Annotated in this window: 11 protein-coding genes and 1 pseudogene; 6 read left to right on the plus strand and 6 right to left on the minus strand. The window is 71.7% G+C overall.

Annotated elements, in window-relative coordinates:
• Positions 1–594: 594 nt before the first annotated feature.
• The 6 genes and pseudogenes from AB0G84_RS25055 to AB0G84_RS25080 all read left to right on the plus strand — a co-directional run bounded on the left by AB0G84_RS25055 (position 595) and on the right by AB0G84_RS25080 (position 17,745).
• Positions 595–6,909: an SDR family NAD(P)-dependent oxidoreductase gene (locus tag AB0G84_RS25055; RefSeq protein ID WP_361324852.1), complete on the plus strand. Its 6,315-nt coding sequence runs from the start codon at positions 595–597 to the stop codon at positions 6,907–6,909.
• On the plus strand, positions 6,902–12,448 hold the full coding sequence (locus tag AB0G84_RS25060) for an SDR family NAD(P)-dependent oxidoreductase (protein ID WP_361324855.1): 5,547 nt from the start codon (positions 6,902–6,904) through the stop codon (positions 12,446–12,448). Before AB0G84_RS25055 ends, AB0G84_RS25060 begins: the two co-directional genes overlap by 8 nt.
• Complete coding sequence (locus tag AB0G84_RS25065) at positions 12,445–15,630, plus strand: amino acid adenylation domain-containing protein (RefSeq protein WP_361324857.1); 3,186 nt, start codon at positions 12,445–12,447, stop codon at positions 15,628–15,630. Before AB0G84_RS25060 ends, AB0G84_RS25065 begins: the two co-directional genes overlap by 4 nt.
• Before the next feature lie 86 nt (positions 15,631–15,716).
• On the plus strand, positions 15,717–16,481 hold the full coding sequence (locus AB0G84_RS25070; protein WP_361324860.1) for an alpha/beta fold hydrolase: 765 nt from the start codon (positions 15,717–15,719) through the stop codon (positions 16,479–16,481).
• 58 nt (positions 16,482–16,539) lie between these two features.
• Positions 16,540–16,734 (plus strand): annotated as a pseudogene (locus AB0G84_RS25075) (MbtH family protein); the annotation flags it as partial.
• Between the two features lie 21 nt (positions 16,735–16,755).
• Positions 16,756–17,745 carry a class I SAM-dependent methyltransferase gene (locus tag AB0G84_RS25080; RefSeq protein WP_361325025.1) on the plus strand — a complete coding sequence of 330 codons (990 nt, stop codon included), beginning with the start codon at positions 16,756–16,758 and terminating at the stop codon, positions 17,743–17,745.
• 70 nt (positions 17,746–17,815) lie between these two features.
• On the opposite strand, the gene AB0G84_RS25085 is transcribed toward AB0G84_RS25080, so the two are convergent.
• The 6 genes from AB0G84_RS25085 to AB0G84_RS25110 all read right to left on the minus strand — a co-directional run bounded on the left by AB0G84_RS25085 (position 17,816) and on the right by AB0G84_RS25110 (position 23,692).
• Complete coding sequence (locus AB0G84_RS25085; RefSeq protein WP_361324862.1) at positions 17,816–18,388, minus strand: hypothetical protein; 573 nt, start codon at positions 18,386–18,388, stop codon at positions 17,816–17,818.
• On the minus strand, positions 18,385–19,506 hold the full coding sequence (locus AB0G84_RS25090; RefSeq protein WP_361324864.1) for an ROK family glucokinase: 1,122 nt from the start codon (positions 19,504–19,506) through the stop codon (positions 18,385–18,387). Before AB0G84_RS25090 ends, AB0G84_RS25085 begins: the two co-directional genes overlap by 4 nt.
• Before the next feature lie 262 nt (positions 19,507–19,768).
• Entirely contained in the window at positions 19,769–20,578 is an 810-nt protein-coding gene (locus tag AB0G84_RS25095) for an ATP-binding cassette domain-containing protein (protein ID WP_361324867.1), read from the minus strand.
• A complete protein-coding gene (locus AB0G84_RS25100) occupies positions 20,575–21,633 on the minus strand; it encodes an ABC transporter permease (RefSeq protein ID WP_361324870.1) in 1,059 nt (352 codons plus the stop codon). The genes AB0G84_RS25095 and AB0G84_RS25100 overlap by 4 nt, the downstream gene beginning before the upstream one ends.
• Positions 21,630–22,604: a sugar ABC transporter substrate-binding protein gene (locus AB0G84_RS25105; protein ID WP_361325028.1), complete on the minus strand. Its 975-nt coding sequence runs from the start codon at positions 22,602–22,604 to the stop codon at positions 21,630–21,632. The genes AB0G84_RS25100 and AB0G84_RS25105 overlap by 4 nt, the downstream gene beginning before the upstream one ends.
• Before the next feature lie 368 nt (positions 22,605–22,972).
• Positions 22,973–23,692 carry a GntR family transcriptional regulator gene (locus AB0G84_RS25110; protein ID WP_361325031.1) on the minus strand — a complete coding sequence of 240 codons (720 nt, stop codon included), beginning with the start codon at positions 23,690–23,692 and terminating at the stop codon, positions 22,973–22,975.
• Positions 23,693–23,803: the final 111 nt, after the last annotated feature.

The raw sequence follows: 23,803 nt of genomic DNA on the forward strand, positions 1-23,803 counted from the left end.
GGGGCTACGCCACCCCCCGATTAATGGCGTGAGCGCCGAGGCTGACGGCTGCCCGCGCTCGCACTCGCGCGTACGCTCGCGGCCGAACGTGCCGTAGAGCGGCAAGTCAGCGTCTATAGACCTTGGTTGCCCGGCGCCCCTCCATCATGGCCACCCCTTCATCGTTGCCAGTCATCGTTGTCGCCTCGCCCTGCCGTGCAGTCCGACGCGCACAGCGCAATGCGGCGCGGCGCGATGTGGTGCGCAAGAGGCTTCACCATCCATGGCCCAGGACGCCGGCGATCGGTCCATACTTTTCGTTGCGGCGGTGCGCGGGATTCATTCGCTTTTGCCTGCCCGGAATTCCAGGTAGACACATCAGGTCGATCGCATGGATTTTCATCCAGCGGCGGTTGACTAAATTCCACTCCGCAGGCTAGAAATTAGTTGATCTTCGCTGGCGGCCTCAATGCCTACGCCGGCGTGCAGGTGATCTTTTTCCGGTTCGGGTCTTACGTGCCCGTAATTCGGGTTCTTTGGGATAGAGCGACCGGTTCCTCTCGGGTCGCATTCATCGAGAGCTGCTGTCTCACTTCATGAAATTGGGGATGCGGAATGAAGACCGCCGGTGATATCGCGGGCTGGCTGCGGCAAAAAATCGGAGAAGAGCTGGGGGTGGCGGTCGATGAGGTCGATACGGCCACTCAGTTCCGGGATCTGGGCATCGATTCCGCCGGTATGACCGCCCTGACCGCGCAGCTGTCGGTACGGCTGGGGAAGCCGCTCTCGCCCACTGTCGCCTGGCACTTCCCGACCGTCTCCAGCCTCGCTGAGGCTCTCGCCGGCGAGCAGGACGCATCGGCGCGTCCAGCGGGAACGGCTGCGCACACGACGGGGGGAACGGCAGCGGGAACGCCCGCTCAGAGCAGCGCGGTACCTTCCGACGAGCCCATCGCCGTGGTGGGGCTCGCATGCCGGTTCCCGGGCGCGTTGAATGCGGAGGCGTACTGGGAGCTGCTGCGGTCGGGGATCGACGCAGTGACCGACGTTCCGGCGGAGCGCTGGGACTCCGAAGCGCTGTACGACCCGGACCCCTCCATGCCGGGGAAGATGAGCACCCGCCGTGGCGGCTTCCTGTCCGATGTGGACGCGTTTGATCCGCAGTTCTTCGGTATCTCTCCGCGCGAAGCCGCCCAGATGGACCCCCAGCAGCGGATCGCCCTCGAACTCGCCTGGAGTTCCCTCCAGGACGCCGGCATCCCGCCCGCGTCACTACGGGCCGGCAGCACGGGTGTGTTCCTGGGGACCTTGTGGAGCGATTACGCACGTCTCGCCGGGCGCGATCTGGAGGAGATCCAGCAGCACACGGCCACCGGCCAGGAGCCGAGCATCGTGCCGGCCCGGGTGTCGTACACCCTGGGCCTCCAGGGGCCCAGCATCGGTGTCAACACCGCCTGTTCGTCCTCCCTCGTCGCTGTGCACCTGGCCTGCCAGAGCCTGCGTTCCGGTGAGAGCACCCTGGCACTCGCCGGTGGTGTGAACCTGGTGCTCGCGCCGGAGAGCAGCGCGGCGATGTCGAAGCTCGGGGCGATGAGTCCGCACGGCCGGTCTGCGGCGTTCGACGCCTCCGCCGACGGATACGTACGGGGCGAGGGCGGCGGCATCGTGGTGCTGAAGCCGCTCTCCGCGGCACTGGCCGACGGGGACCGGATCCACTGTCTGATCCGTGGCAGCGCGGTCAACAACGACGGTGCCAGCAATGGCCTCACCGCGCCCAGCCCGTCGGCGCAGGAGGCCATGCTCCGCGCGGCCTGCGCACGGGCCGGCGTCGACGCTCACGACATCCACTACGTGGAGGCGCACGGGACCGGAACGCGGCTGGGCGACCCGATCGAGGCACACGCGCTCGGCAAGGTGCTGGGCGCGGGCCGGCCCGCCGGGGCGCCGCTGCTGGTCGGATCGGTGAAGACCAACATCGGTCATCTCGAAGCGGCGGCCGGAATCGCCGGACTGATCAAGGTGGCGCTGTCGATGCGCCACCGCGCCGTCCCGCCGACCCTCCACCACGACCGGCCGAACCCCGATATCGCCTTCGACGCGTTGCGGCTGGCCGTGCCGACCGCTCTCACTGACTGGCCGGCCGGCGACGCCAGGCTCCTGGCGGGGATCAGCTCCTTCGGGTTCGGCGGCACCAACTGCCATGTGATCGTGGAGGGGCCGCCCACCGGCAGCGCACAGATCCTGCCGCTGTCCGCCGCGACGCCCGAAGAACTGCGGGAGGCCGCGGGCGCGATGCGCGACGCGGTGGCGAAGGCTCCGTCGGACTCCGTCGCGGACTGGTGCGGGACCGCCGCCCTGCGCCTGAGCTCCCACCCGTACCGTGCCGCGGCGACCGTCCGCACCAGGGACGAACTGCGGGACGCACTGGCCCACATCGCCTCCGGTGGCGCCGGCTCCGCGGTCGGGAAGCCGCCTCGGCTCGCCTTCGTGTTCTCCGGTCAGGGCTCGCAGTGGTGCGGCATGGGACGGGACCTGCTGCACACCGAGCCCGTCTTCCGCGAGGCACTGCTGGAGTGCGACCGTCTGATACACGCCCACACCGGGATCTCCGTCGTCGAGGAACTGCGCCGCGCTGACGGCGAGTCCCGGCTGGACGGGACGACGGTGATGCAGCCGGCCGTGTTCGCCGTCCAGGTCGCCCTTGCCGCGCTGTGGGACTCGTGGGGCGTACGGCCGGACGCCGTGGTGGGGCACAGCCTGGGCGAGGTGGCCGCGGCCCACGTGGCGGGCGCCCTTGGCCTGGAGGACGCGGTACGGGTCGTCTGCGAGCGCAGCCGGCTCATGAGCCGGATCGAAGGCATGGGCGCCGTGGCGGTGGTGGACCTCCCCTTCGCCGAAGTGGACGGTCTGCTCGCCGACCGCCCCGGCCTCTACGCCGCCGGCGCCAACAGCACCCGGAACTCCGTCCTTTCCGGAGACGCCAGCGCGCTCGACGCGTGCCTGGCGGAGCTGAGCGAGCGCGGTGTCCGGTGCCGGCGCGTGAACATGGGGGTCGCCTCGCACAGCGGACAGTGCGACCCGCTCCTGCCCGAACTGCGCGAAGCGCTGTCCGATGTGCAGGCGTCACGAGCCGCGGTTCCTGTGATGTCCTCGGTGACGGCGGACTTCGTCGACGGGAGCGCGCTCGACGCCTCCTACTGGGTCCGCAACCTGCGGCAACCGGTGCTGTTCGCCCCGGCGGTCGAGCGGCTGCTCGATGCGGGGTACGACCACTTCCTCGAAGTCAGCCCGCACGCCGTGCTCACCGGCTCGGTGGAGGCCATCATCGAGGATCGCGGTGCGCCGGCCCGGTCCCTGGCCTCACAGCTGCGCGGACGGGATCCCCGCGAGGTCCTGCTGAGCACGCTCGGCGCGCTGTACACCGCCGGCCGCGACATCAACTGGCGCCCCGTCCACCCGGCGGACCTGCGTCTCGTCGAGCTCCCCGCGGCGGCCGACCGGCTCGCCGTCCCCGTGGCGGAGGACCGGCGGGTCCGCGCCCTCCCACTGAGCGCCCACTCCCTCCCGGCGCTGCGTCAGCTGGCCCGCGAGACGGAGACCCGCCTCGCCGGGCCGGCGCACATCGACCTCGACGACCTGTGCGACACCGCGGCACTCCGGCGCGACCACCATGAACACCGTGCGGTGGCATCGTTCACTTCGTCCGAGCAACTCGTCGCGCAGTTGCGGAAGTTCGCCGCTGACGGCTCGGCGGACGGCCTGGTGGCCGGCAGCGCCCTGCGCGGGACGACCGGGCCGGTGTTCCTCTTCTCGGGCCAGGGCGGGCACGCCGCCCGTATGGGCTGGGAGCTGTTCGCCCACGAGCCGGTGTTCCGTGACGTCCTCAAGCGGTGCGACCGGTGGCTGGCCGAGAAGGCCGGCTGGTCACTGATCGCCGAGCTCCAGGAGCCCGAGGGCTCGTCCCGGATCGACGAGACGGAGATCACTCAGCCCGCCCTGTTCGCGCTCCAGGCCGGACTGGCCGCACTGCTGCGGTCCTGGGGCATCACGCCCCCCGCGGTCATCGGACACAGCGCCGGCGAGATCGCGGCCGCCTACTGCGCCGGGGCCCTCACGTTCGAGGACGCGCTCCTCGTCGCGCTCCACCGGGGCCGCATACTGCAGCAAGCCACCGGCAGGGGCCGGATGGCCGCGGTGGGCCTGGGGGAACGGGACATCGCGGGCCTGCTGGCCGGCCGGGCGGGCGAGGTGTCCATCGCCGCCGTCAACGGCCCCCGTACCACGCTGCTGAGCGGCGAGACGCACGCCCTGCAGGAGCTGCTCGACGACCTCGACCCCGCCGTCTTCCGGCGGATGCTCCGCGTCGGTTACCCCTCGCACAGCCCCCAGATGCGCGTGTACCAGGAGGAGCTGGGCCGCCTGTTGGCGGACGTCCGGCCAACGGCGGGCGACATCCCGGTGTTCTCCACCATCGACGCGGATTTCCGCCCGGGGACGCACTTCGACGCCGCCTACTGGGTCCGGACGATCGCCGAGCCCGTGCGGTTCTCCGCGGCCGTCGAGGCGCTCGCCGCCGAAGGCCACCGGTCGTTCGTGGAGCTCGGGCCGCACCCCGTCCTCGTGGCGCCGGCGTCCCAGTGCCTGGAGCAGGCCGGCCACGAGGGCCTCGTCGTTCCCACCATGCGCCGGGAAACCGGTGAACAGCAGGCCGTTCGTGAGGCGGCCGGCACCCTCTGGGCCCACGGACATGACGTCGACTGGAAGGCGGTGCGTTCCCGCCCCGGCCGACTGGTGACCACCCCGGACTATCCGTGGCAGCGGGAACGGCACTGGCTCACGCCCGCGCCACTGACCCGACGGGACGCCGCCACCGGAAGTCTGCTGGAACTGCTGGCGCGCGGCGACGTGTCCCGGGTCACCGACGAGATCGCCCGCCGGGGCGACCTGACGGACCAGGAACTCGGCCTGCTGCCCAAGCTCCTCCAGCGGCTCGCGCCGCCCGGCACCGGGACCCCGCACGAGTGGCTGCACCACGTCGTCTGGCGCGCGAAGCCGCTCGGGGGCTCGGCGAAGTCCGCCGGTCCCGGCAGCTGGATCGTGCTGGCCGACTCCCCGGAGGGGCCGCTCGCCGGTTCCGTGTCGCGGGCCCTTCGCTCGGCCGGGCAGGAGTGTGTGCTGGTCCGGACCGTTTCGGAGCCCGAGGAGCTGGCGACGGCGCTGCGGCGGGCCGCTGCGGAATCGGCCGCTCCGTGCCGCGGGGTGCTGCTGCTCGCCGACCGGGATCCGGCGGCGGGCCCGGAGGAAGCCGTGGCACGCGGCCTCCGTCCGGCCCTGGCCACCGTCCAGGCGCTGGCTGCCTGGCAGGGACGGTCCGCACCGAAGCTGTGGCTGGTCACCTCGGGCGCGCACCCCGTGGGCGAGCGGCCCGCCGAGGCGGACGTGGCCCACGGCGCACTGTGGGGCTTCGGCCGGGTCGTGGCGCTGGAGCACCCCGAGGTGTGGGGCGGTCTGGTGGACCTCGACCCCGTACAGGCCGGCTCGGCAGCAGGGGCCGACGCGTTGGTGCAGGAGCTCCTCGCCGGTGACGGTGAGGACCAGGTGGCGTTCCGCGACGGCAGCCGCCGGGTGGCACGAGTGGCACCCGCCCCGGAGGAGTCCCGGCCCGCGCAGCGGACCGCGATCCGCCCGGACGGCGGCTATCTGATCACCGGCGGGCTCGGGGGACTGGGTCTTGTGGTCGCCCGGTGGCTGGTCGCGGAGGGGGCCCGGCACCTGGTGCTGCTGGGCCGCCGCGCGCCGGACGCGGACGCCGCCGCCACCCTCGCCGAGCTGACCTCCCTCGGTGCCACCGTGGACGTAGTGCAGGCCGACGTCACCCGGGCCGAGGACGTCGAGCGCGTGATCGCCGAGTTCGGGCGGCAACGGCCCCCGCTGCGCGGTGTCTTCCACGCCGCCGGCGTGCTCGACGACGGAACGCTGCTCCAGCAGGACTGGGACCGTTACCGGGCCGTCCTGGCTCCCAAGGTGACCGGCGCGCACCACCTGGACCGCTGCACCCGGGACCTGCCACTCGACCTCTTCGTGCTGTTCTCCTCGTTCGTCGCCGTCCTCGGATCCCCGGGACAGTCCAACTACGCGGCGGCGAACGCCGCCCTGGACAGCCTGGCCCACCACCGCAGCGCGCTGGGGCTCCCCGCGACGAGCGTCAACTGGGGACCGTGGGAAGGCGTCGGCATGACCGACTCGGCGGCCGCCGCACGGTACCGCTGGAGCGAACGCGGAGCCCGGACCATCCGCCGTGACGAGGGCGCCCACCTGCTCGACCGGGTGCTGGAGCGGCCCGCGCCCCAGCTAGGTGTGTTCTCGGTCGACTGGGGCGTCTACCACGACTGGCTGCACCCGACGGCCAACCGCGACCTGCTCGCTCTGGTCCACACCGCGGCCGCGGGGGCGCAGGACGCCGGGCCCGACGAGGACACCGCGTCGTCCTTGCCCGACCGGCTGGCCGCGCTCGATGCCGGGGACCGGACGGAGCACCTGGTCGCGCACCTGGCGGCCATGGTGGCCGACATCGCGGGCTTCGCCGCGGACCACGCCGTGGACCCCAACACCGGCTTCTTCCAGCTCGGCATGGACTCGCTCATGAAGCTGAAGCTGGTCACGCGTCTGCGGGAGGAGCTGGGCGACCGGCTGACCCTGCCCGGGACGCTGCCCTTCGACCACCCGACCTGCGCCTCGCTCGCCGCCCACCTGCTCGACGCGCTGGCGCTCGCCCCCGGCGACGCAGCACAGCCCGACGAGGACGGCGTCGAGGACGGCGTCGAGGAGCTGATGGCCGAGGTGGAACGGCTCACCGCCGACGAGGCGGCCCGGTACTTGAACCAGCTCACCACCGAGAACGCGCCCGAAGGGGGCCAGACGCATGAGTAGCATCGCCGACCGGATCGCGGCACTTCCCGCATCTCAACGGGCCCTGCTGGAAGAGCGGTTGCGGCAGCAGCAACGCCCCGCCACCCCGGCTCCCGAACCGATCGCCGTAGTGGGCATGGGCTGCCGCTTCCCCGGTGGGGCAAGCGATCCCGAGACCTTCTGGAACCTGCTCACGTCCCGGACGGACGCGACCTCCACCGTGCCCGCCGGCCGGTGGGACGCCGAGCAGCTGCACGACCCCGAGGCGGCCCGGCCGGGCACCGTACGGTCCAAGCGCGGCGGTTTCCTCGACAGCATCGACACCTTCGACGCCGAGTTCTTCGGCATTCCCCCTCGGGAGGCGGAGACGCTCGACCCCCAGCACCGGCTGCTGCTGGAGGTCGCCTGGGAAGCCCTCGAACACATGGGTCAGGCGCCCACGGCGCTGCAGGGCACACAGACGGGCGTGTTCGTCGGCATCGGGATCGATGACTACAAGCTCCTGCAGACCGCCGACCTGTCACGGATCGACGGGCACATGGGGACCGGAAACCTCTTCTGCGCGGCCGCCGGGCGCCTGTCGTACCTGCTGGGCGTGCGTGGACCGTCGCTCGCCGTCGACACCGGATGCTCCTCGTCCTTGGTGACGGTCCATCTGGCGATGCAGAGCCTGCGCTCGGGGGAATGCGATCTCGCGCTCGCCGGGGGCGTCCACCTCATGGTCGCCCCGGACATGTCGGTCTACCTCTCCCAGGCCGGCGTGCTGTCACCGGAGGGGCGCAGCCGCGCCTTCGACGCCTCGGCCGACGGCTACTCGCGCGGCGAGGGTGCTGGGATCGTCGTCCTCAAGCGGCTCTCCGATGCCAGGGCCGCCGGTGACACGGTGCTCGCGGTGCTCCGGGGCTCCGCCGTCAACCACGGGGGACGTGGCAGCGGGCTGACGGTTCCCAACGGCAGCGCCCAGCAGGACCTGATCAACAGCGCCCTGAAGGCCGGGCGGTTGGAGCCGGCCGACGTCGACTACGTCGAGACCCACGGCACCGGCACACCGATCGGCGATCCCATCGAGGCGAACGCGCTCGGCGCCGTCTACCAGCGGGGACGGACCCCCGACCGTCCGCTTCTGATGGGCACGGTGAAGACGAACCTCGGCCACCTGGAGGCCGCGGCGGGCATCGCCGGGCTGATGAAGGTGGTGCTGTCGCTGCGCCACGAGGAGATCCCGGCCCATCTCCACCTGCGGGACCGCAATCCGCAGATCGCCTGGGACGATCTCCTGCTCGACGTCCCCACCGAGGCCACGCCGTGGCCGCGGGGTGACCGGCCCCGGGCGGCCGGCGTCAGCTCCTTCGGGATCGGCGGCACCAACGCCCATGTGATCGTGGCGGAGGCGCCGGTCGTCTCCGCGCCGCCGGCCGCTCCTCAGGAGCGGTCACCTCACCCCGTCGCGCTGTCGGCCAAGACCGAGCCCGCCCTGCGGCAGCTGGTCGAACGCTACCGGCGCCATCTCGAAGGGCACCCGGAGGCGGTCTGCGCGGACGTGGCCCACTCGGCGAACACGGGGCGCGCCCACTTCGCCCACCGTGCCTTCTTCGTCGCGTCGGACACCGCGGATCTGACCGCGCAGCTCTCCTCCTGGGACGCACCGGGAGCACCCACCGCGTCCCGCTCCCCCGGCCGCGACTTCCGTACCGCGTTCCTCTTCACCGGGCAGGCGTCGCAGTACGTCGGCATGGGCGCCGGGCTGTACGCCAACCAGCCGGTGTTCCGGCAGGCGATCGACGCCTGCGCCGAGCTGCTGCGGGACCGGTACGGCTGGTCGCTGACCGAGGTCCTCCACGCACCGGACGGCGACCGGTCGCTCCTCGACCGCACCGAGTACGCACAGCCGGCCCTCTTCGCGGTGGCCCATGCGCTGGTGTCCCTGTGGAAGGCGTGGGGCATCACACCGTCCGTCGTCCTGGGCCACAGCGTCGGCGAGCTCGCGGCGGCCTGCGCCGCCGGCATCCTGCGCTGGGAGGACGCACTGACGCTGGTCGCCGAACGCGGCCTGCTCATGGCGAAGCTGCCGGGCGACGGCGCGATGGCCGTCGTCACCGCCGACGAGCCGACCGTGTCGGCGCTGGTCGAGTCCTACCCGGGGCTGAGCGTCGCGGCGGTGAACGGCCCACTGCAAACCGTGGTGTCGGGGCCCGCCGACACCTTGGCGGAGCTGCTCGATGCCCTGGGCAAGGACGGTGTCGGAGCCCGTCGGCTCAACACCTCGCACGCCTTCCACTCCGCGCTCATGGACCCGATGCTGGAGCCCTTCGGCGCCGTGGCGGAAGGCGTGGCGCACCGGAAGGGCGCCGTTCCGGTCATCTCCACCGTCACCGGTGAGCAGGTCCACGGCGACGAAATGGCCCGCGGCGGGTACTGGAGCCGCAACGCCCGCGACGCGGTCCGCTTCCTCCCCGCCGTCCGGACGCTGCTGGAGCGGCGGTTCGACGCGGCCATCGAGATCGGTCCGGACCCCGTCCTGACCCGCCTGGTCGCCAAGCAGGGCCTGGACCCCCGCGCGGACCGGCTCTGGCTGCCCTCCCTGTCCCGGCACACCGACGACTGGCAGCAGATCCTCCAGACCCTGGGGAGCCTGTACGCGGCCGGCGCCGACATCAACTGGCACGCCGTGGACGCCGGGTTCACCAGGAGCCGGGTGCCGCTGCCCAGCTACCCGTTCGAGCGGAAGCGTTACTGGAGGGACACCCGGGCCACTCGCGGCACCCGTCCGGCGGGCACGTCCGTCTTCCCGGGCACCCGGCTGAGCTCGCCGGCGCTGCGCGACACGGTGTTCCAGACCCGGTTCACGGCCGGTTCCCCGGCCTTCCTCGCCGATCACGTGCTCTTCGGCGCGGTGGTGGTTCCCGCCGCGTCCCACCTGGCCATGACGCTCTCCGCCGCCGTGCAGGGCCGGGCGGGCTCCGGCGCACTGCTGGACGGGGTCTCCTTCCCCCAGGCGTTGACCGTGGACGACGCCGAACGGGACGTACAGCTGCTCATCGAGGAGAACGACGGTGCGGACTCCCGGGCCTTCCGGGTGGTCAGCGCCCCCGCGGGCACGACGGACCAGCGGGCCTGGACGACCCATGCCACGGGAACGCTGCGCGTCTCCCCGGCGCCGGGGACGGCAGGCCGCACGTCCGCGCACCGCGAGTTGCTGGGGCGGCGGGGCGAGCGCCTCGACGGGGTCGATTTCTACGCCGCGATGCGGGAGAACGGCGCCGACCTCGGTCCCGGCTTCCGTTACCTCAGCGAGGTCACGCGCTACCCCGGCGAGGTCCTGATCCGGATGCTCCCGCCGGAGCAGGACGACCGGGACGGCCGCTTCCTGCTGCCCCCCGGCCTGGTCGACTCCTGCGTCCAGGCCGTGGTCGCCCTGGTCTGGGCCACCCGGCCGGACGAGGAGCTCGGCGTACGGGTTCCCCTCCGGCTGGACGCCATGAGGTTCCACACGGCGCCGCCCACCGCGCCCCTGTGGTGCCACGTCCAGGAGCGCCCGGACCAGAGCCCGGACGGCGAGACGGTCGTGGCGGACCTGCTGCTGTGCGACGAAGAGGGCACCGTGGTACTGGAGATGGACGGTCTCTGGCTGCGCCGCGTACCGGCCGACGCACTGCTGCGCCGGGACACCGCCGTCGTCCGGCAGCCCTCCTGGCAGGCCACGGACACCGTGCCGGTCCCCGCCGACGGCACCACGCCGGACGCACCCTGGCTGGTTCTGGCCGACCGGCGCGGCGTCGGCGCCGCGCTGGCCGCACGGCTGCGGACGAGCGGACACGAAGCCACCGTCGTCGGGGCCGGTGCCCGTGAGGACGCGGACCTCAGGGCGCTGCTACGGGAACGGACCGCCGGCGGCAGCCCGTTGAACGTGGCCTTCCTCCCGGGCCTCGACGAGCCCGCGGACGAGCCGACCGCGGAATCCCTCGACGGGGCCCAGGGAAGGGCCTCCGCCGCCCTGCTGACCGTCCTGCAGGAGCTCGGCAGTGCCGGGCGTGCCGCACGGGTCCTGGTGGTGACCCGCGGGACGCAGTCGCTGTCCGCGCACCCCGTCCGGGTCGTGCACGCCCCGCTGTGGGGCCTGGCGGCCATCGCCAACGCCGAGAACCCGGACGTACGCTGCGTACTCGTCGACCTCGACCCGGACGGGCCAGCGGTGCAGGACGAGGCCGAAGCGCTCTGCGCCGAGGCGCTCGCGGCCGACGGCGCCGACCGGATCGCCTTCCGCGGCGGTCGGCGGCAGATCGCCGGGACAACGGGCACGGCGCTCGCCGAACGCCCCACCGCGGCCGAGGAGTTGGTGCGGCCGGAGGGCACCTATCTGGTCACCGGCGGGCTCGGCGCGCTCGGCGTGCACACGGCCGACTGGCTGGTGCGCAGCGGTGCCCGGCATCTCGTGCTGATGGGGCGCCGGGCTCCCTCGGAGGCCGCCGGCCGCGCCATCGGCCGGTGGGAGCGGGCCGGGGTCCAGGTCGCCGTACGCCAGGCCGATGTCGCGGACTTCGAGGCCGTGCAGCGGGTGCTGGCCGAGGTGGCAGACACCATGCCACCGCTGCGCGGAGTGATCCACGCGGCCGGTGTGCTGGACGACGGCAGCATCGCGCGGCAGAACGCTCAGCGGCTGCGCTCGGTGATGGCTCCCAAGACGCGTGGTGCGTGGAACCTGCACCTGCTGACGCGGGACGCGAAGCTGGACTTCTTCGTCCTGTACTCCTCCGTAGCCGCCCTCATGGGCTCCCGCGGCCAGAGCGGTTACGCCGCCGGCAACTCCTTCGTCGACGCCCTCGCCTACCACCGGCAGTCCCTCGGGCTGCCCGGAACCAGCGTCGCATGGGGGCCGTGGAGCGGCGACGGAATGGTCGCGACCCTTGACGCACACGCCGAACGCCGGGTGCGGGAGAGCGGTTTCGGCATGCTGGAACCGGGCCCCGCGCTGCGGGCGATGGAGGACGTGCTGCGGGCCGGCGTCCCGCACGCGTACGTCTACGCCGGTGAGCCGGCCGGTGCCCGAGCGGCCGCTACGGGACGGAGCGGAGATTCACGTGCGAAGGCCCCGTCCCCGGCCGGGCAGTCCGTCTACGACCGCCCCGCCGCCCTCGGGCCCGCGCTCGCGCCGAGGAACGAGACCGAGGCCAGGCTCGTGGCCATCTGGGAATCGCTGCTCGGCATCCACCCCATCGGTGTCGAGGACGACTATTTCCACCTGGGAGGCGACTCCATCACGAGCCTGCGGATCATCAGCAGGGCCAAGCAGGCGGGCATCCGGCTGACCGAGGCGGACCTCTTCACCCACCCGACGGTGGCGGAGCTGGCGGCGGCGGTGCGGACCGTACCGACACCGGACGACGGCGGGCCGGCGACGCCCACACCGCAGGGCGCCGCCATTCTCCCCACGCACCTGGCCGAGGACGACCTGCACCGGCTGCTGTCCCGCATCGGGTCCACCGAGGCCGAGGCACCCGACACCACGGCACGACACGTCGATGCGGCCAACGACAGCACCATGGAAAGGCGGAGCCGATGACCACCCGCATTGAGGGCGTACATCCCCTCTCCCCCCTGCAGCAGGGCCTCCTGTACCACACCATCCTCGATCCGGGGACGTCCTTCTACGTCGACCAAGTGATCCAGACGCTCGACGGCGACCTGGACGCCGATGCCCTGGAACGGGCGTGGCAGCGGGCCGTCGACCGGCACACCATCCTGCGGTCCTCCTACCACTGGGAAGAGATCGACGAGCCCGCGCAGGTCGTGCGCGCCTCCGGCACCGCGCACATCGAGCGGCACGACTGGCGGGACACCGGCTCTGACGACGCCGTCCAGGAGCGACTGGAGAACTTCCTGCGCACCGACCGGCGTCGGGGCTTCCAGCTGGACCGTCCGCCCCTGTTCCGGCTGCACCTCCTGCGCGTCGCCGAGCAGCGGCACCTCTTCGTCTTCCGCTACCACCACATCCTGCTCGACGCCTGGTCGGCCCTGATGCTGCTGGAGGAGGCGCTGTCCACCTATGACGACTTGGTGCGGGGTCGGCGGCTGTCCTCCCGGCCGGTGCGGCCGTACCACGACTACGTCGCGTGGATACGCCGCCAGGACATGAGCCGGGCCGAGGAGTTCTGGCGCACCGAATTGGCGGGCTTCCGGCCGGCCCCGCTGGCCGTGACCGGCACGGAGGGCGACGACGCACGGGCGGGGACCGGCTCGGACACCGGCCGGGAGAACCCGGAGGTGTCGCTGGTTCTCCCGCGGGAGACCGGGGAGGCCCTGCGCCGGCTCGCCCGTGAGCACCGGCTCACTCTCGGCACGGTGTTGCAGACCGCGTGGGGCTTGCTGCTCAGCAGGTACACCGACCAGCAGGACGTCGTGTTCGGGATGACCATGACGCACCGGCCGGCCGAGCTGGACGGGATCGAGGACGCCCTCGGACTGTTCATCAACACGCTGCCGTTGCGGGTGCGGTCTGCCCCGCACCGCCCGTTCGCCGAGGTGTGCGCCCGGGTCCAGGGCGCCCAGACGAGGATGCGGGGCTACCTGTCCAGCCCCCTGGCGGATGTGCAGCAGTGGAGCGACGCCGAACCGGGTGAGCCGCTGTTCGACAGCATCATGACCATCCTCAACGTGCCGCGGATCGGCAACCTGGGACGCCGTACCGGCGAACTCGACGTCCGAGGTGGCGCATACCGCTACCACACCAACTATCCGCTGGCCGTTCTCGTCATCCCCGACGAGGAGATCAGCCTGCGCATCGGCTACGACAGGAACCGCTTCGAGGCGGCCGTCGTCGAGCGCATGCTGGGTCATTTCGCCACGATCCTGGAAACGGTGGCCACCGACTTCACGCTCCCGGCCGGCCGGATCCCCCTGCTGACCCGCGATGAGCGGCGGATGATCGACGCGTCGAGCGCCGGCGAGGCGCTGGCGTCACCCGGCCTGTGCGCCCAGCGGCTGTTCGAGGAGCGTGCGGAACGCACACCGGACGCGACGGCGGTGACCTTCCGGGACACATCCCTGACGTACCGTCAACTCGATGTGCGGGCGAACCAGTTGGCGCATCTCCTGGCGGGCCACGGCATCGGTCCGGAGTCGCGGGTCGGGCTCTGCCTGGACCGCTCGATCGACCTCGTGGTCGCGATGCTGGGCGTCCTCAAGGCGGGTGGTGCGTTCGTACCGCTCGACCCCGCCTACCCCGAGGACCGCCTCGACTTCATGAGCCGGGACGCCGAGCTGTCCCTGCTGCTGACGAGCAGCACGGCACAGCGGCAGCTGCCCCGACTCGCCGTCCCAAGCATCCTGCTGGACGAACAGACGGAGACGCTCGACCGGCACAGCACCGAACCCGTCTCCAGCGGCCTCCGGCCGGACGACCTCGCGTACGTCATCTACACCTCAGGGTCCACCGGGCGTCCCAAGGGAGCGCTCATCACCCACGACGGCCTGGTGAACAGCTGCCTCGCGCAGCAGGACGCGTTCGGCATCGGCCCCGAGGACCGGGTGCTGCAGTGGGCGTCCCCGAGTTTCGACGCCTCGGTCTTCGAGGTCTTCCTGGCACTGGGCGCGGGCGCGGTCCTGTGCCTGGCTCCCCAGGAGGAGGTCGTCCCCGGCCCCGGGCTGGTCGACCTGCTGGCCCGCGAGAACATCACCGGCCTGGTGATGGCCCCCTCCGCGCTCGCCGCCCTCCCGCTGGAGGCGCCCGCACGGCTGCCGGGGCTGCGCACCATCGTGCTCGGAGGCGAATCGGTGTCCACCACACTGCTCGATCGCTGGTGCCCCGGCCGACGGATCTTCAACGTCTACGGACACACGGAGACGAGCATCTGGGCCACCGTCGAGGAGTGCGCGGCGGACGGGCGTCCCCCGTCGGTCGGCCGGCCGATCCGGGGCATCCAGCTGTACCTGCTCGACAGCAGTGGGCAGCCGGTCCCGGACGGGGTCGCGGGTGAGCTCCACCTCGGTGGTGTCGGCGTCGGCCGTGGCTATCTGAACCGGCCGCGGCTCACCGCCGAGCGCTTTCCGGCGAATCCCTTCTCCGACGTCCCCGGCTCCCGTCTCTACCGGAGCGGCGACCTGCTGCGCAGGCGTCCGGACGGCCGGCTCGACTTCGTCGGCAGGGTGGACGGGCAGGCCAAGATCCGGGGCCTGCGCATCGAGACGGGCGAGATCGAGAGCGCCCTGCGCGAACACCCGAACGTGAAGGACGCCGCGGTCATGGTGCGCGACGGGCTCGGCGGAGAGGGCACCGACCAGAGGCTGGTGGCCTACCTGTTGCTCCGGCCCGGTGACGAGCGCCCGGCAGAGGACTGGCGCCTCTTCCTGCGCACGACGCTGCCGGACTACATGGTGCCCAACTCCTTCGTCACGCTGGACTCCCTTCCGCTGACCTCCAACGGCAAGCTGGACTACGCGGCTCTGCCGGAGCCCGGACGGAGCGTGCCGGCCGACGGACGGGCGGCGCCGCTCACCCCGCTGGAGAGCCGGATGGCCGAGCTGTGGGCCCAGACGCTCGGACTGGACGGGGTCGGCGCGCACGAGGACTTCTTCGCCCTGGGCGGCAACTCCATCAAGGCCACCCGGATCGCCTCCCGCATACGTCAGGAATGGCAGGTGGAGTTCTCCGTGCGCACGGTGCTGGAGAACGGAACCGTCGCCGGCTGCGCAGCCGCGCTCGGCGGCCTCCCGGCGCATTCCGTGCACGAGCCGTCGGCGACCTGAGCCCCGGCCGCTTCCCCTCGAAAACCGCCGATCGCCTTCCCGGCGAGCGCGCCGAAAAGTGCGCCGATCATTCTCGAAAGGACCACATGAGCCTCACGGTTGATGAACCGGGTGTGCTGTTCCCGTTCGGCATCCCCGACCCCGAAGCGCCCGTCCGAGTCTTCTGCCTGCCCTACGCGGGCGGCGGCGCCGGCCTCTACCGTGCCTGGAGTCGGCGTGCCGTACCGGGCGTGGAGTTCGTCCCGGTGCAGCTGCCGGGGCGGGAGAACCGGCTCCACGAGCCGCCGGAGCACGATTTCGACGCCCTCGCCGAGCGCCTGGCCCGTGCGGTGGCTCCGTGGACGGGCGAGCGCTACGCCCTCTTCGGGCACAGCATGGGCGGTCTGCTCGCCCACGAACTCGCCCACCGGCTGCAGGAACGGACCGGGCGGCCCGCCGACCTGCTCGCCGTGTCCGCCTGTTCGGCTCCTGATGTGGAGCGCCCCGCCTGGCGCATCCACGACCTGCCGAGAGAGGAGTTCGTCGCGGAAGTGCGGCGGCTCAACGGCACCCCGCAGGAGGTGTTCGAGGACGAGGACCTCCTCGACCTGTGCCTGCCGCGCATCCGCGCCGACTTCTCCGTACTGGCGAGCTACCGGTACCAGCAGCGAACGCCGCTGGCCGTTCCGGTCACCGCGCTGTGCGGAACCCGTGATCCGCAGGTACCCACTTGGTCGGTGGAGACCTGGCGCGCGCACACGACCGGCGACTTCCGACTGCACCTCGTCGACGACGACCACTTCTTCATCCACCGTCACGAGCAGGCCGTATTCACGCACATCACCGATGGGCTGCACCGGGAACTCGTGTGAGGCGAGGAATTCACCCGCTCCCACTCCCCGTGCCCACACAGGAAAACGGAAACCGGATATGAGCAATTCCTTGGACGAGCCGGACGGCTTGTTCCTGGTGCTGGCCAATCACGAGGCGCAGTACTCGCTGTGGCCGGAATTCGCAGAGATTCCCCACGGGTGGACGGTCGCGCATCCGAAGAGCGACCGGAACACCTGCCTGGATTACATCGAACAGCAATGGACGGACATGCGTCCGAAGAGCGTTGGCGAACGACATGACAAGGGGTGTGGCATGAACAAGGTTGGTGCGACGATAGCCGAGGTGTACAACCACGCCCTGGCGGCTTCGGCGATCAGTGCGGCGTGGGAGGTCGGCGCCTTCGACGCGCTGCGGGAGTCCGGCCCCCTGGACGCCGAGGCGTTCGCGGCCGAACGGGGCCTGGATGCCGCCTCGATGCTCGAGTTGTTCCGTGCGCTGGCCGCCGCGGACATCGTCACCCGGGAGGGCGTCAAGGTCCGCCCCGGCCCGAACTTCGACGAGGCGGACCGGTCCAAGTCGCTGTTCCACTGGATGACACGAGGCTGCGGCGAGCTGTTCAACACCCTCCCGGACCTGGTCCGAGTGGAGAACCGCGAGGGTTCCTTCTATCGGCGTGACGCGGCGGCGATCAGCGTCGCCTGCCGCGAGATCAACGCCGAGTGGTGGGACCCCGTCTTCCGGCCGGTGGTGGACAAGCTGGACTACACCTACGTCGCCGACCTGGGCTGCGGCAGCGGCGAGCGGCTGATCCGGCTGGCCCAGTCCCGGCCGGGTGTGCGCGGGCTCGGCATCGACGCCGCCGACGGGGCCATCGAGGTCGCCACGGGCGCGGTGGCGGAAGCGGGCCTGTCGGACCGCATCACCATCACCCAGGGCGACGCCACCCAGCTCGAACCGCGCGCTGAGTACGCGGGAGTCGACCTGCTGACCTCGTTCATGATGGGACACGACTTCTGGCCGCGGGCCGAAGCCGTCGCCTCCCTGCGGCGCATCCGCGAGGTCTTCCCCGACCTGAAGCACTTCCTGCTCGCGGACGCGACGCGGACCACGACGTACGCGGACCACGAGATGCCGGTCTTCAGCATGGCCTTCGAATTCGCCCACGCGGTGATGGGCGACTACCTCCCCACCCTGGAGGAGTGGGGACCGGTCTTCGAAGAGGCCGGGTGGCGCCTTGCGGGCCAGCACCCCATCTCCGTACCGGCGGACAGCGTGCTGTTCCACCTGGTCCCCGCCAGCTGACGCACCGCCGCCGCCCCCGTGCCTCGCCCCGAGGCACGGGGGCGCCGCCCTGGAACGGCCCGGTACGGGGTCAGAACTTCACGGTCGAGACGGTGTGGACGACGGGGTGGCCCGGCTCGTCGTAGCTGACCATGATCCGCTGGGACGGGTGCGGGTCCTTGCTGGTGATCGTCGTGCCCGCCCAGGGCGCATCGGTGCCGAAGTCCCAGCCGACCTTCGCCGCTTGATCCGGCGGGATGGTCATACGGCCCTTGGTGAGGGCGGCGGTGCTGGTGCCGACGGCAGCGAGGAAGTGCTCCAGCCCCCACTCGTTGGTCCTGAACTGCACGAACAGCGAGCTGGTCTGCCAGGAGTTGGTCTCGTAGTAGTAGACCGGGGTGGACCCGATGGGCACCGGGACGTTGTAGATCCGCTGCTGGACCTTGGAGGGGAAGGCGTTGGTCAGGCCGGTGGCCGCGGCCTCGGCCTCCTTGCCCTCGCCGCTGTCCCGGCTCTGCTCGGCGGAGATCACGATGTAGCCGGCCGGGATCGCGATCAGCAGGAAGATGATCAGCGCCATCAGGAAGGGACGGCGGGGCTTGGCCCGGGGCGGCAGCGCGGTGAGGTGGTCGTCATGCATGGCGTGGGATTCGGTTTCGGTCATCGGCGGCCGGCCCGTTCATAGCGCTCGTAGCGCTCGACGCGGCGGCGGTTGGCGCGCCGGAAGCGGCGGGCCACCAGGCGGGCGAGGTCGGCGGCGCCGACCATCCCGGCTTCCGGGCCCAGCTGGGCCTTGGCGAGGGTGGCCTCGGGGCGGTAGCCGCGGCCGGTGAGGTGGCGCCGGAAGGCGTCCCTGGCCGGGGCGATCAGCAGGTCGTCGGCGGCGCTGACACCGCCGCCGATGACGAAGCAGGAGGGGTCGAGCGCGGCGGCGAGGTTGGCGATGCCGACGCCCAGCCACTGGCCGATCTCCTGCAGGAGCTCGACGCACATGGCGTCGCCCTCCCGGGCCAGCTCGGTGATCAGCGGGCCGGTGATGTCCCCGACCCGTCCGCCGACCCGCTCGATGATGTTGTACGCGACCGGGGAGTCGGCGGCGGCCAGCTCCCGGGCCTCGCGCACCAGGGCGTTGCCGGAGCTGTACTGCTCCCAGCAGCCGCGGTTGCCGCACGGGCAGCGGTGGCCGCCGGGGACGACCTGCATATGTCCGAATTCGCCGGCCACGCCGTACTTGCCGCGCTTGACCGCGCCGTCCTCCAGGATGGCGCCGCCGATGCCCGTACCCAGCGTGATCATGACGAGGTGGTCCTCGCCGCGTCCGGCGCCGAAGCGCCACTCCGCCCAGGCGGCGGTGTTGGCGTCGTTGTCGACCATGACGGGGACGGCCAGGCGGCCGGCGAGGCGGTCCCGCAACGGCTCGTTGCGCCAGTTCAGATGGGGGGCGAACAGCACCCGGGAGCGGTCCGCGTCGACCCAGCCGGCGGCGCCGATGCCGACCGCGTGCACATCGTGCCGGTCGGAGAGGTCCAGCACCAGCTCGGTGATGGTGTCCTCGACGACCTTGGGGCTCTTGGACTTGTCCGGCGTCTCGGTGCGGACCTTCTCCAGGATGGTGCCGTCCGCGTCGACCACCCCCGCCATCACCTTGGTGCCGCCGATGTCGATGCCGACGGTGGGCACCCGCGGGGCGGTCAGGTGCGAGCGCCGCTCCCGGGTGCCGACCGTGCGCAGCACGGTGGCCCTGGCCGACCCCCGGTGCACCCGGTCCCGGTACATGCTCATCGACCCACCTCTTCGCCGTTACGGTCACGGCCCTGTTCGCCGTTGCTCCCCCACTGCCTGCGGGGCGTGGGTGGTACCCCCGTGCGGCGGCTGCGTGCTCGCAAGAGTCGTCTCGTCCCTGCGGGGTCTCGGGAGGCCGGGGCCTCGATGTGCGGGTTCGGTGCGATTGTGCATCACCGGCGGCGTCCGGCGCACCGCGACCGGCACTGCGGCGCCCGGCGCGACCGGCCACCGGGGCGGACCGCCGGTGCGCTACCGGCGCTCAGTCGGGCCGGTGACCGCCGGGGAACTCCGGGGTCGCGGTGCGGGCCAGCTCATGGCTGAGCTGTTCCAGCTCGCTGCCGCCCGCCATCTGGCGGGTCAGCTCCTCCAGGGCGATCTCGTCCTTGGTGTGGCTGCCGGCCATGGTGCCGCGCTTGAGGAGGACGAACCGGTCGCCGACGAGGTAGGCGTGGTGCGGGTTGTGGGTGATCAACACCACGCCGAGCCCGGCGTCCCGGGCTGCCGCGACGTACTTGAGGACCACACCGGACTGCTTGACGCCGAGCGCCGCCGTCGGCTCGTCCAGGACGAGGACCTTGGCGCCGAAGTAGACGGCCCGGGCGATGGCCACGCACTGCCGCTCACCGCCGGAGAGGGTCCCGATGGGCTGGTCGACGTCGCGCAGGTCGATGCCCATCCGCAGCATCTCGCTCCGGGTGGTCTCGCGCATGGTGCGGACGTCGAGCCGCTTGAAGGGGCCCGCTCCGGTGGTCGGCTCGGACCCGAGGAAGAAGTTCCGCCACACCGGCATCAGGGGCACCACCGCCAGGTCCTGGTAGACGGTGGCGATCCCGCGGTCCAGCGCCTCCCTCGGGGAGGACAGGGTGGCCTCCTCCCCCTCGATGGTGAAGGTGCCGGCGTCGTGCCGGTGCAGCCCCGCGATGATCTTGATGAGGGTGGACTTGCCGGCGCCGTTGTCGCCGAGCACGCAGGTGATCTCCCCGGGGTACACCGTCAGGGACACCCCGGTGAGGGCCCGGACGCTGCCGTAGTGCTTGCTGACGTCCGTCAGCTCGACCAGCGCGGTCATGCCGTCTCCTCCGCCCGCTTGCGGACCCAGGCGTTGAGCAGCGTGGCGAGCAGCAGCATCGCGCCGAGGAAGAACTTGTACCAGTCCGGGTTCCACTGCGCGTAGACGATGCCCTTGCTGGCCATGCCGAAGATGAAGGCGCCGACGGCGGCGCCGATCGCCGAGCCGAAGCCGCCGGTCATCAGGCAGCCGCCGACCGCCGCCGCGATGATGTACAGGAACTCGTTGCCCACGCCGTCGCCGGACTGGATCGCGTCGTACGAGAACAGCAGGTGCTGTCCGGAGATCCAGGCGGCGAAGGCGACGCCCATGTACAGGCCGATCCGGGTCCGGGTGACCGGGACGCCGACCGCCCGCGCGGCATCGGCGTTACCGCCCACCGCGAAGATCCAGTTGCCGACGCGGGTGCGCAGCAGGATCCAGGTGGCGAGCGCGACCAGGGCGAGCCACCACACGATGGTGATCTGGATGTCGACACCACCGACGGTCAGGTGCGAGGCGAAGAGCGCCCGGGCCGAGTCGAAGCCCTCCATGTCGGCGATGGACTTGGTCGAGACGGTGCCGTCGATCAGCTTGGTGAAGCCCAGGTTGAGGCCGGTCAGCATGAAGAAGGTGCCGAGCGTGATCAGGAAGCTGGGCAGCTTGGTACGGGTCAGCAAGATCCCGTTGAACGCCCCGATCGCGAGGGTGACCAGCAGGGACACCCCGACACCGACCCAGGTGTTGGCGGTCATCTGGTAGCTGAACATCGACGAGATCAGCGCCGAGCTGACGACCATGACACCGGCCGACAGGTCGAACTCCCCGCCGATCATCAGCAGCGCCACCGGGACCGCCATGATCCCGATGGTCGACGAGGCGTAGAGCACCGTGGAGAGGCTGGAGGCCCGCAGGAAGGGCTCGGCGACCAGCGAGAAGAAGACGAAGACCGCGACCGCCCCGACGATCGAGCCCAATTCGGGGCGGCTCATCAGGCGGCGGGCCAGGGAGCGGTGCAGCAGGCGTTCGTCGACCCCGGGCCGGTCGGCCGTCGCGACGGCGTCGGTACGGCTCATCGGGTGCCCCGCTTGGTGTAGTCCGCCAGGGCCGCGGCGTCCTTCTTGGTGATCACCTGGGGTCCGGTGAGCACCGGCTTGCCGCCGCCCAGCATGTCGGCGTTGTGCTTGTACAGCCAGAGCAGATCGACCGCCTCGTACCCCTGGAGGTAGGGCTGCTGGTCGACGGCGAAGCCGAGGGTGCCGTCCTTGAGGCCGGTCGCCACCTGGGCATTGAGGTCGAAGGTGTCCACCTCGGCCTTGCTGCCGGCCTGCTCCGCGGCCTTGACCGCGGTGGGGGCGAACGGCGCGCCGAGGGTGACGACGGCGTCGATGGCCGGGTCCGCCTGGAGCTTGGACTCGATGGAGGACTGCACGTCGGGCATGTTGGTGCCCTCGACGTAGAGCCGCTGCAGGTCGCCCTTGAAGGTCTTCTCGGCGCCGTCGCAGCGCTGTTCATGGCCGACGTTGCCCTGCTCGTGCAGCACGCACAGGGCCTTCTTGCGGCCGCGCTTGTTGAGCTCCTCGCCGACCGCCTCACCGGCCACCGTCTCGTCCTGCCCGATGTGGCTGAGCGCCCCGAACGCCTTGGACGCCTCGGCCCCGGAGTTCACCGTGATCACGGGTATCCCGGCCTTCTCGGCCTTCTTGACGACGTCCTTCATGGCATTGGGCTTGGCGAGCGAGACGATCAGGCCGTCGACCTTCTGGTCGATGTAGGACTGCACCAGCTGGCTCTGCCGCTGGGCCTCCTCGTCGTGCCCGTAGACGAACTTGATGTTGTCCTTGACGGCGGCCTGCTGGGCGCCGTTCTGCACGATGTCCCAGAAGGTGTCGCCGTCTCCCGAGTGGGTGACCATCGCAAAGGTCCACCGGGGGGTGTTCACCGCGGCCCGGCCGCCGGCGGCCTGCGCGGCGCGCTCCTCCTCGGCGCGCTTGCCCCCGGTGCTGCTGCAGCCCGCCAGTGCGACGCCGAGCACCGCCGCCAGCACGCCGCCGATGACGCGTCCCCTTCTCCGAACCCTTGCCACGAGGACTCGCCCTTCCGCTGATCTTGCCGTGCCGGTCGTCGGTTGCCTGCGCTGTGTGGGCTTCCGGTCGGTGGACGCGGTGTCGTACACCGAGGCCGGCCGGGCCCAACCGAGCAAGTATCCGTTACCGATGATCTGTCCCGGTTGATGGGGTGGCGTCATCGCGGTGGCCACACCCGGCGCCCGCCGGGCGGACGCGGCCGGGCGGGCAGGTCGGGCCCGGTCTGGAACCCCCGCGCGGAGAGATAGGTCACACGGCACGGCCCGGCGGCCCGGGGCGGGTGGCTCCCCGGCGGCGCCCCGAGGCGCCGGATGCCTCTCCGGGCGCCTCAGGGCCGTACGAGCAGCTGGAATTCGAAGGCGTAACGGGAAGCGCGGTAGGTGTGCGAGCCGAATTCGACCGCTCGCCCGGTGTCGTCGAACGTCGTCCGCTGCATGGTGAGCAACGGGGCGCCCTCGGGCTCGTCGAGCTGCCGGCCCTCCTCCGCCGTCGCGGCCCGGGCGCCGACCGCCTGGCGGGCGCTGTGCAGGGTGATCCCGGCCGACCGCATCAGCCGGTACAGGCCGGTCTCCTCCAGCTCCCCGGTGTCCAGCTTGAGCAGCCCGGCGGGCAGGTGGTTCCGCAGGTGCGCCACCGGCTCGCCGTGCGCCATTCGCAGCCGCTCGACCAGCGCCACCTCGGCGCCCTCGGCGATGCCCAGTGCGGCGGCGACCTCGGCGTCGGCCTCGGTGGTGGTGTTGAGCAGCACCCGGGTGGCCGGCTTCTGCCCGGCCGCCTCCAGGTCGTCGTAGAGGCTGCTCAGCTCCAGCGGGCGCTTGACCTGGCTGTGTACGACCTGGGTGCCGATGCCGCGGCGACGCACCAGCAGCCCCTTGTCGACCAGGGACTGGATGGCCTGCCGCACGGTCGGCCGGGACAGGCCGAGCCGCCCGGCCAGCTCGATCTCGTTGCCGAGCAGGCTGCCGGGAGCCAGCCGGCCGTTCTCGATCGCCGCCTCCAGCTGCTGGGACAGCTGGAAATACAGCGGGACCGGACTGCTCCGGTCCACGCTGAACTGGACGGGGCTCTCGGCGCCCAGGGCTTCTTCCGCATCGCGTTTCCCCACGCTGGCGAGCGTATCCGCCCGGGCAGATGACGGGAAGTCCGGAGGTCACATTGT

It is taken from the genome of Streptomyces sp. NPDC020742, assembly GCF_040641675.1.
In the GTDB taxonomy this organism is placed as follows: Bacteria; Actinomycetota; Actinomycetes; order Streptomycetales; family Streptomycetaceae; genus Streptomyces.

Bases quoted from the DNA above. Each gene is read 5' to 3' on its own strand.
- AB0G84_RS25070 (WP_361324860.1), top strand. From the start codon at position 15,717: ATGAGCCTCACGGTTGATGAACCGGGTGTGCTGTTCCCGTTCGGCATC.
- AB0G84_RS25060 (WP_361324855.1), top strand. From the start codon at position 6,902: ATGAGTAGCATCGCCGACCGGATCGCGGCACTTCCCGCATCTCAACGG.
- AB0G84_RS25080 (WP_361325025.1), top strand. From the start codon at position 16,756: ATGAACAAGGTTGGTGCGACGATAGCCGAGGTGTACAACCACGCCCTG.
- AB0G84_RS25095 (WP_361324867.1), bottom strand. From the start codon at position 20,578: ATGACCGCGCTGGTCGAGCTGACGGACGTCAGCAAGCACTACGGCAGC.
- AB0G84_RS25065 (WP_361324857.1), top strand. From the start codon at position 12,445: ATGACCACCCGCATTGAGGGCGTACATCCCCTCTCCCCCCTGCAGCAG.
- AB0G84_RS25090 (WP_361324864.1), bottom strand. From the start codon at position 19,506: ATGAGCATGTACCGGGACCGGGTGCACCGGGGGTCGGCCAGGGCCACC.
- AB0G84_RS25100 (WP_361324870.1), bottom strand. From the start codon at position 21,633: ATGAGCCGTACCGACGCCGTCGCGACGGCCGACCGGCCCGGGGTCGAC.
- AB0G84_RS25085 (WP_361324862.1), bottom strand. From the start codon at position 18,388: ATGACCGAAACCGAATCCCACGCCATGCATGACGACCACCTCACCGCG.
- AB0G84_RS25055 (WP_361324852.1), top strand. From the start codon at position 595: ATGAAGACCGCCGGTGATATCGCGGGCTGGCTGCGGCAAAAAATCGGA.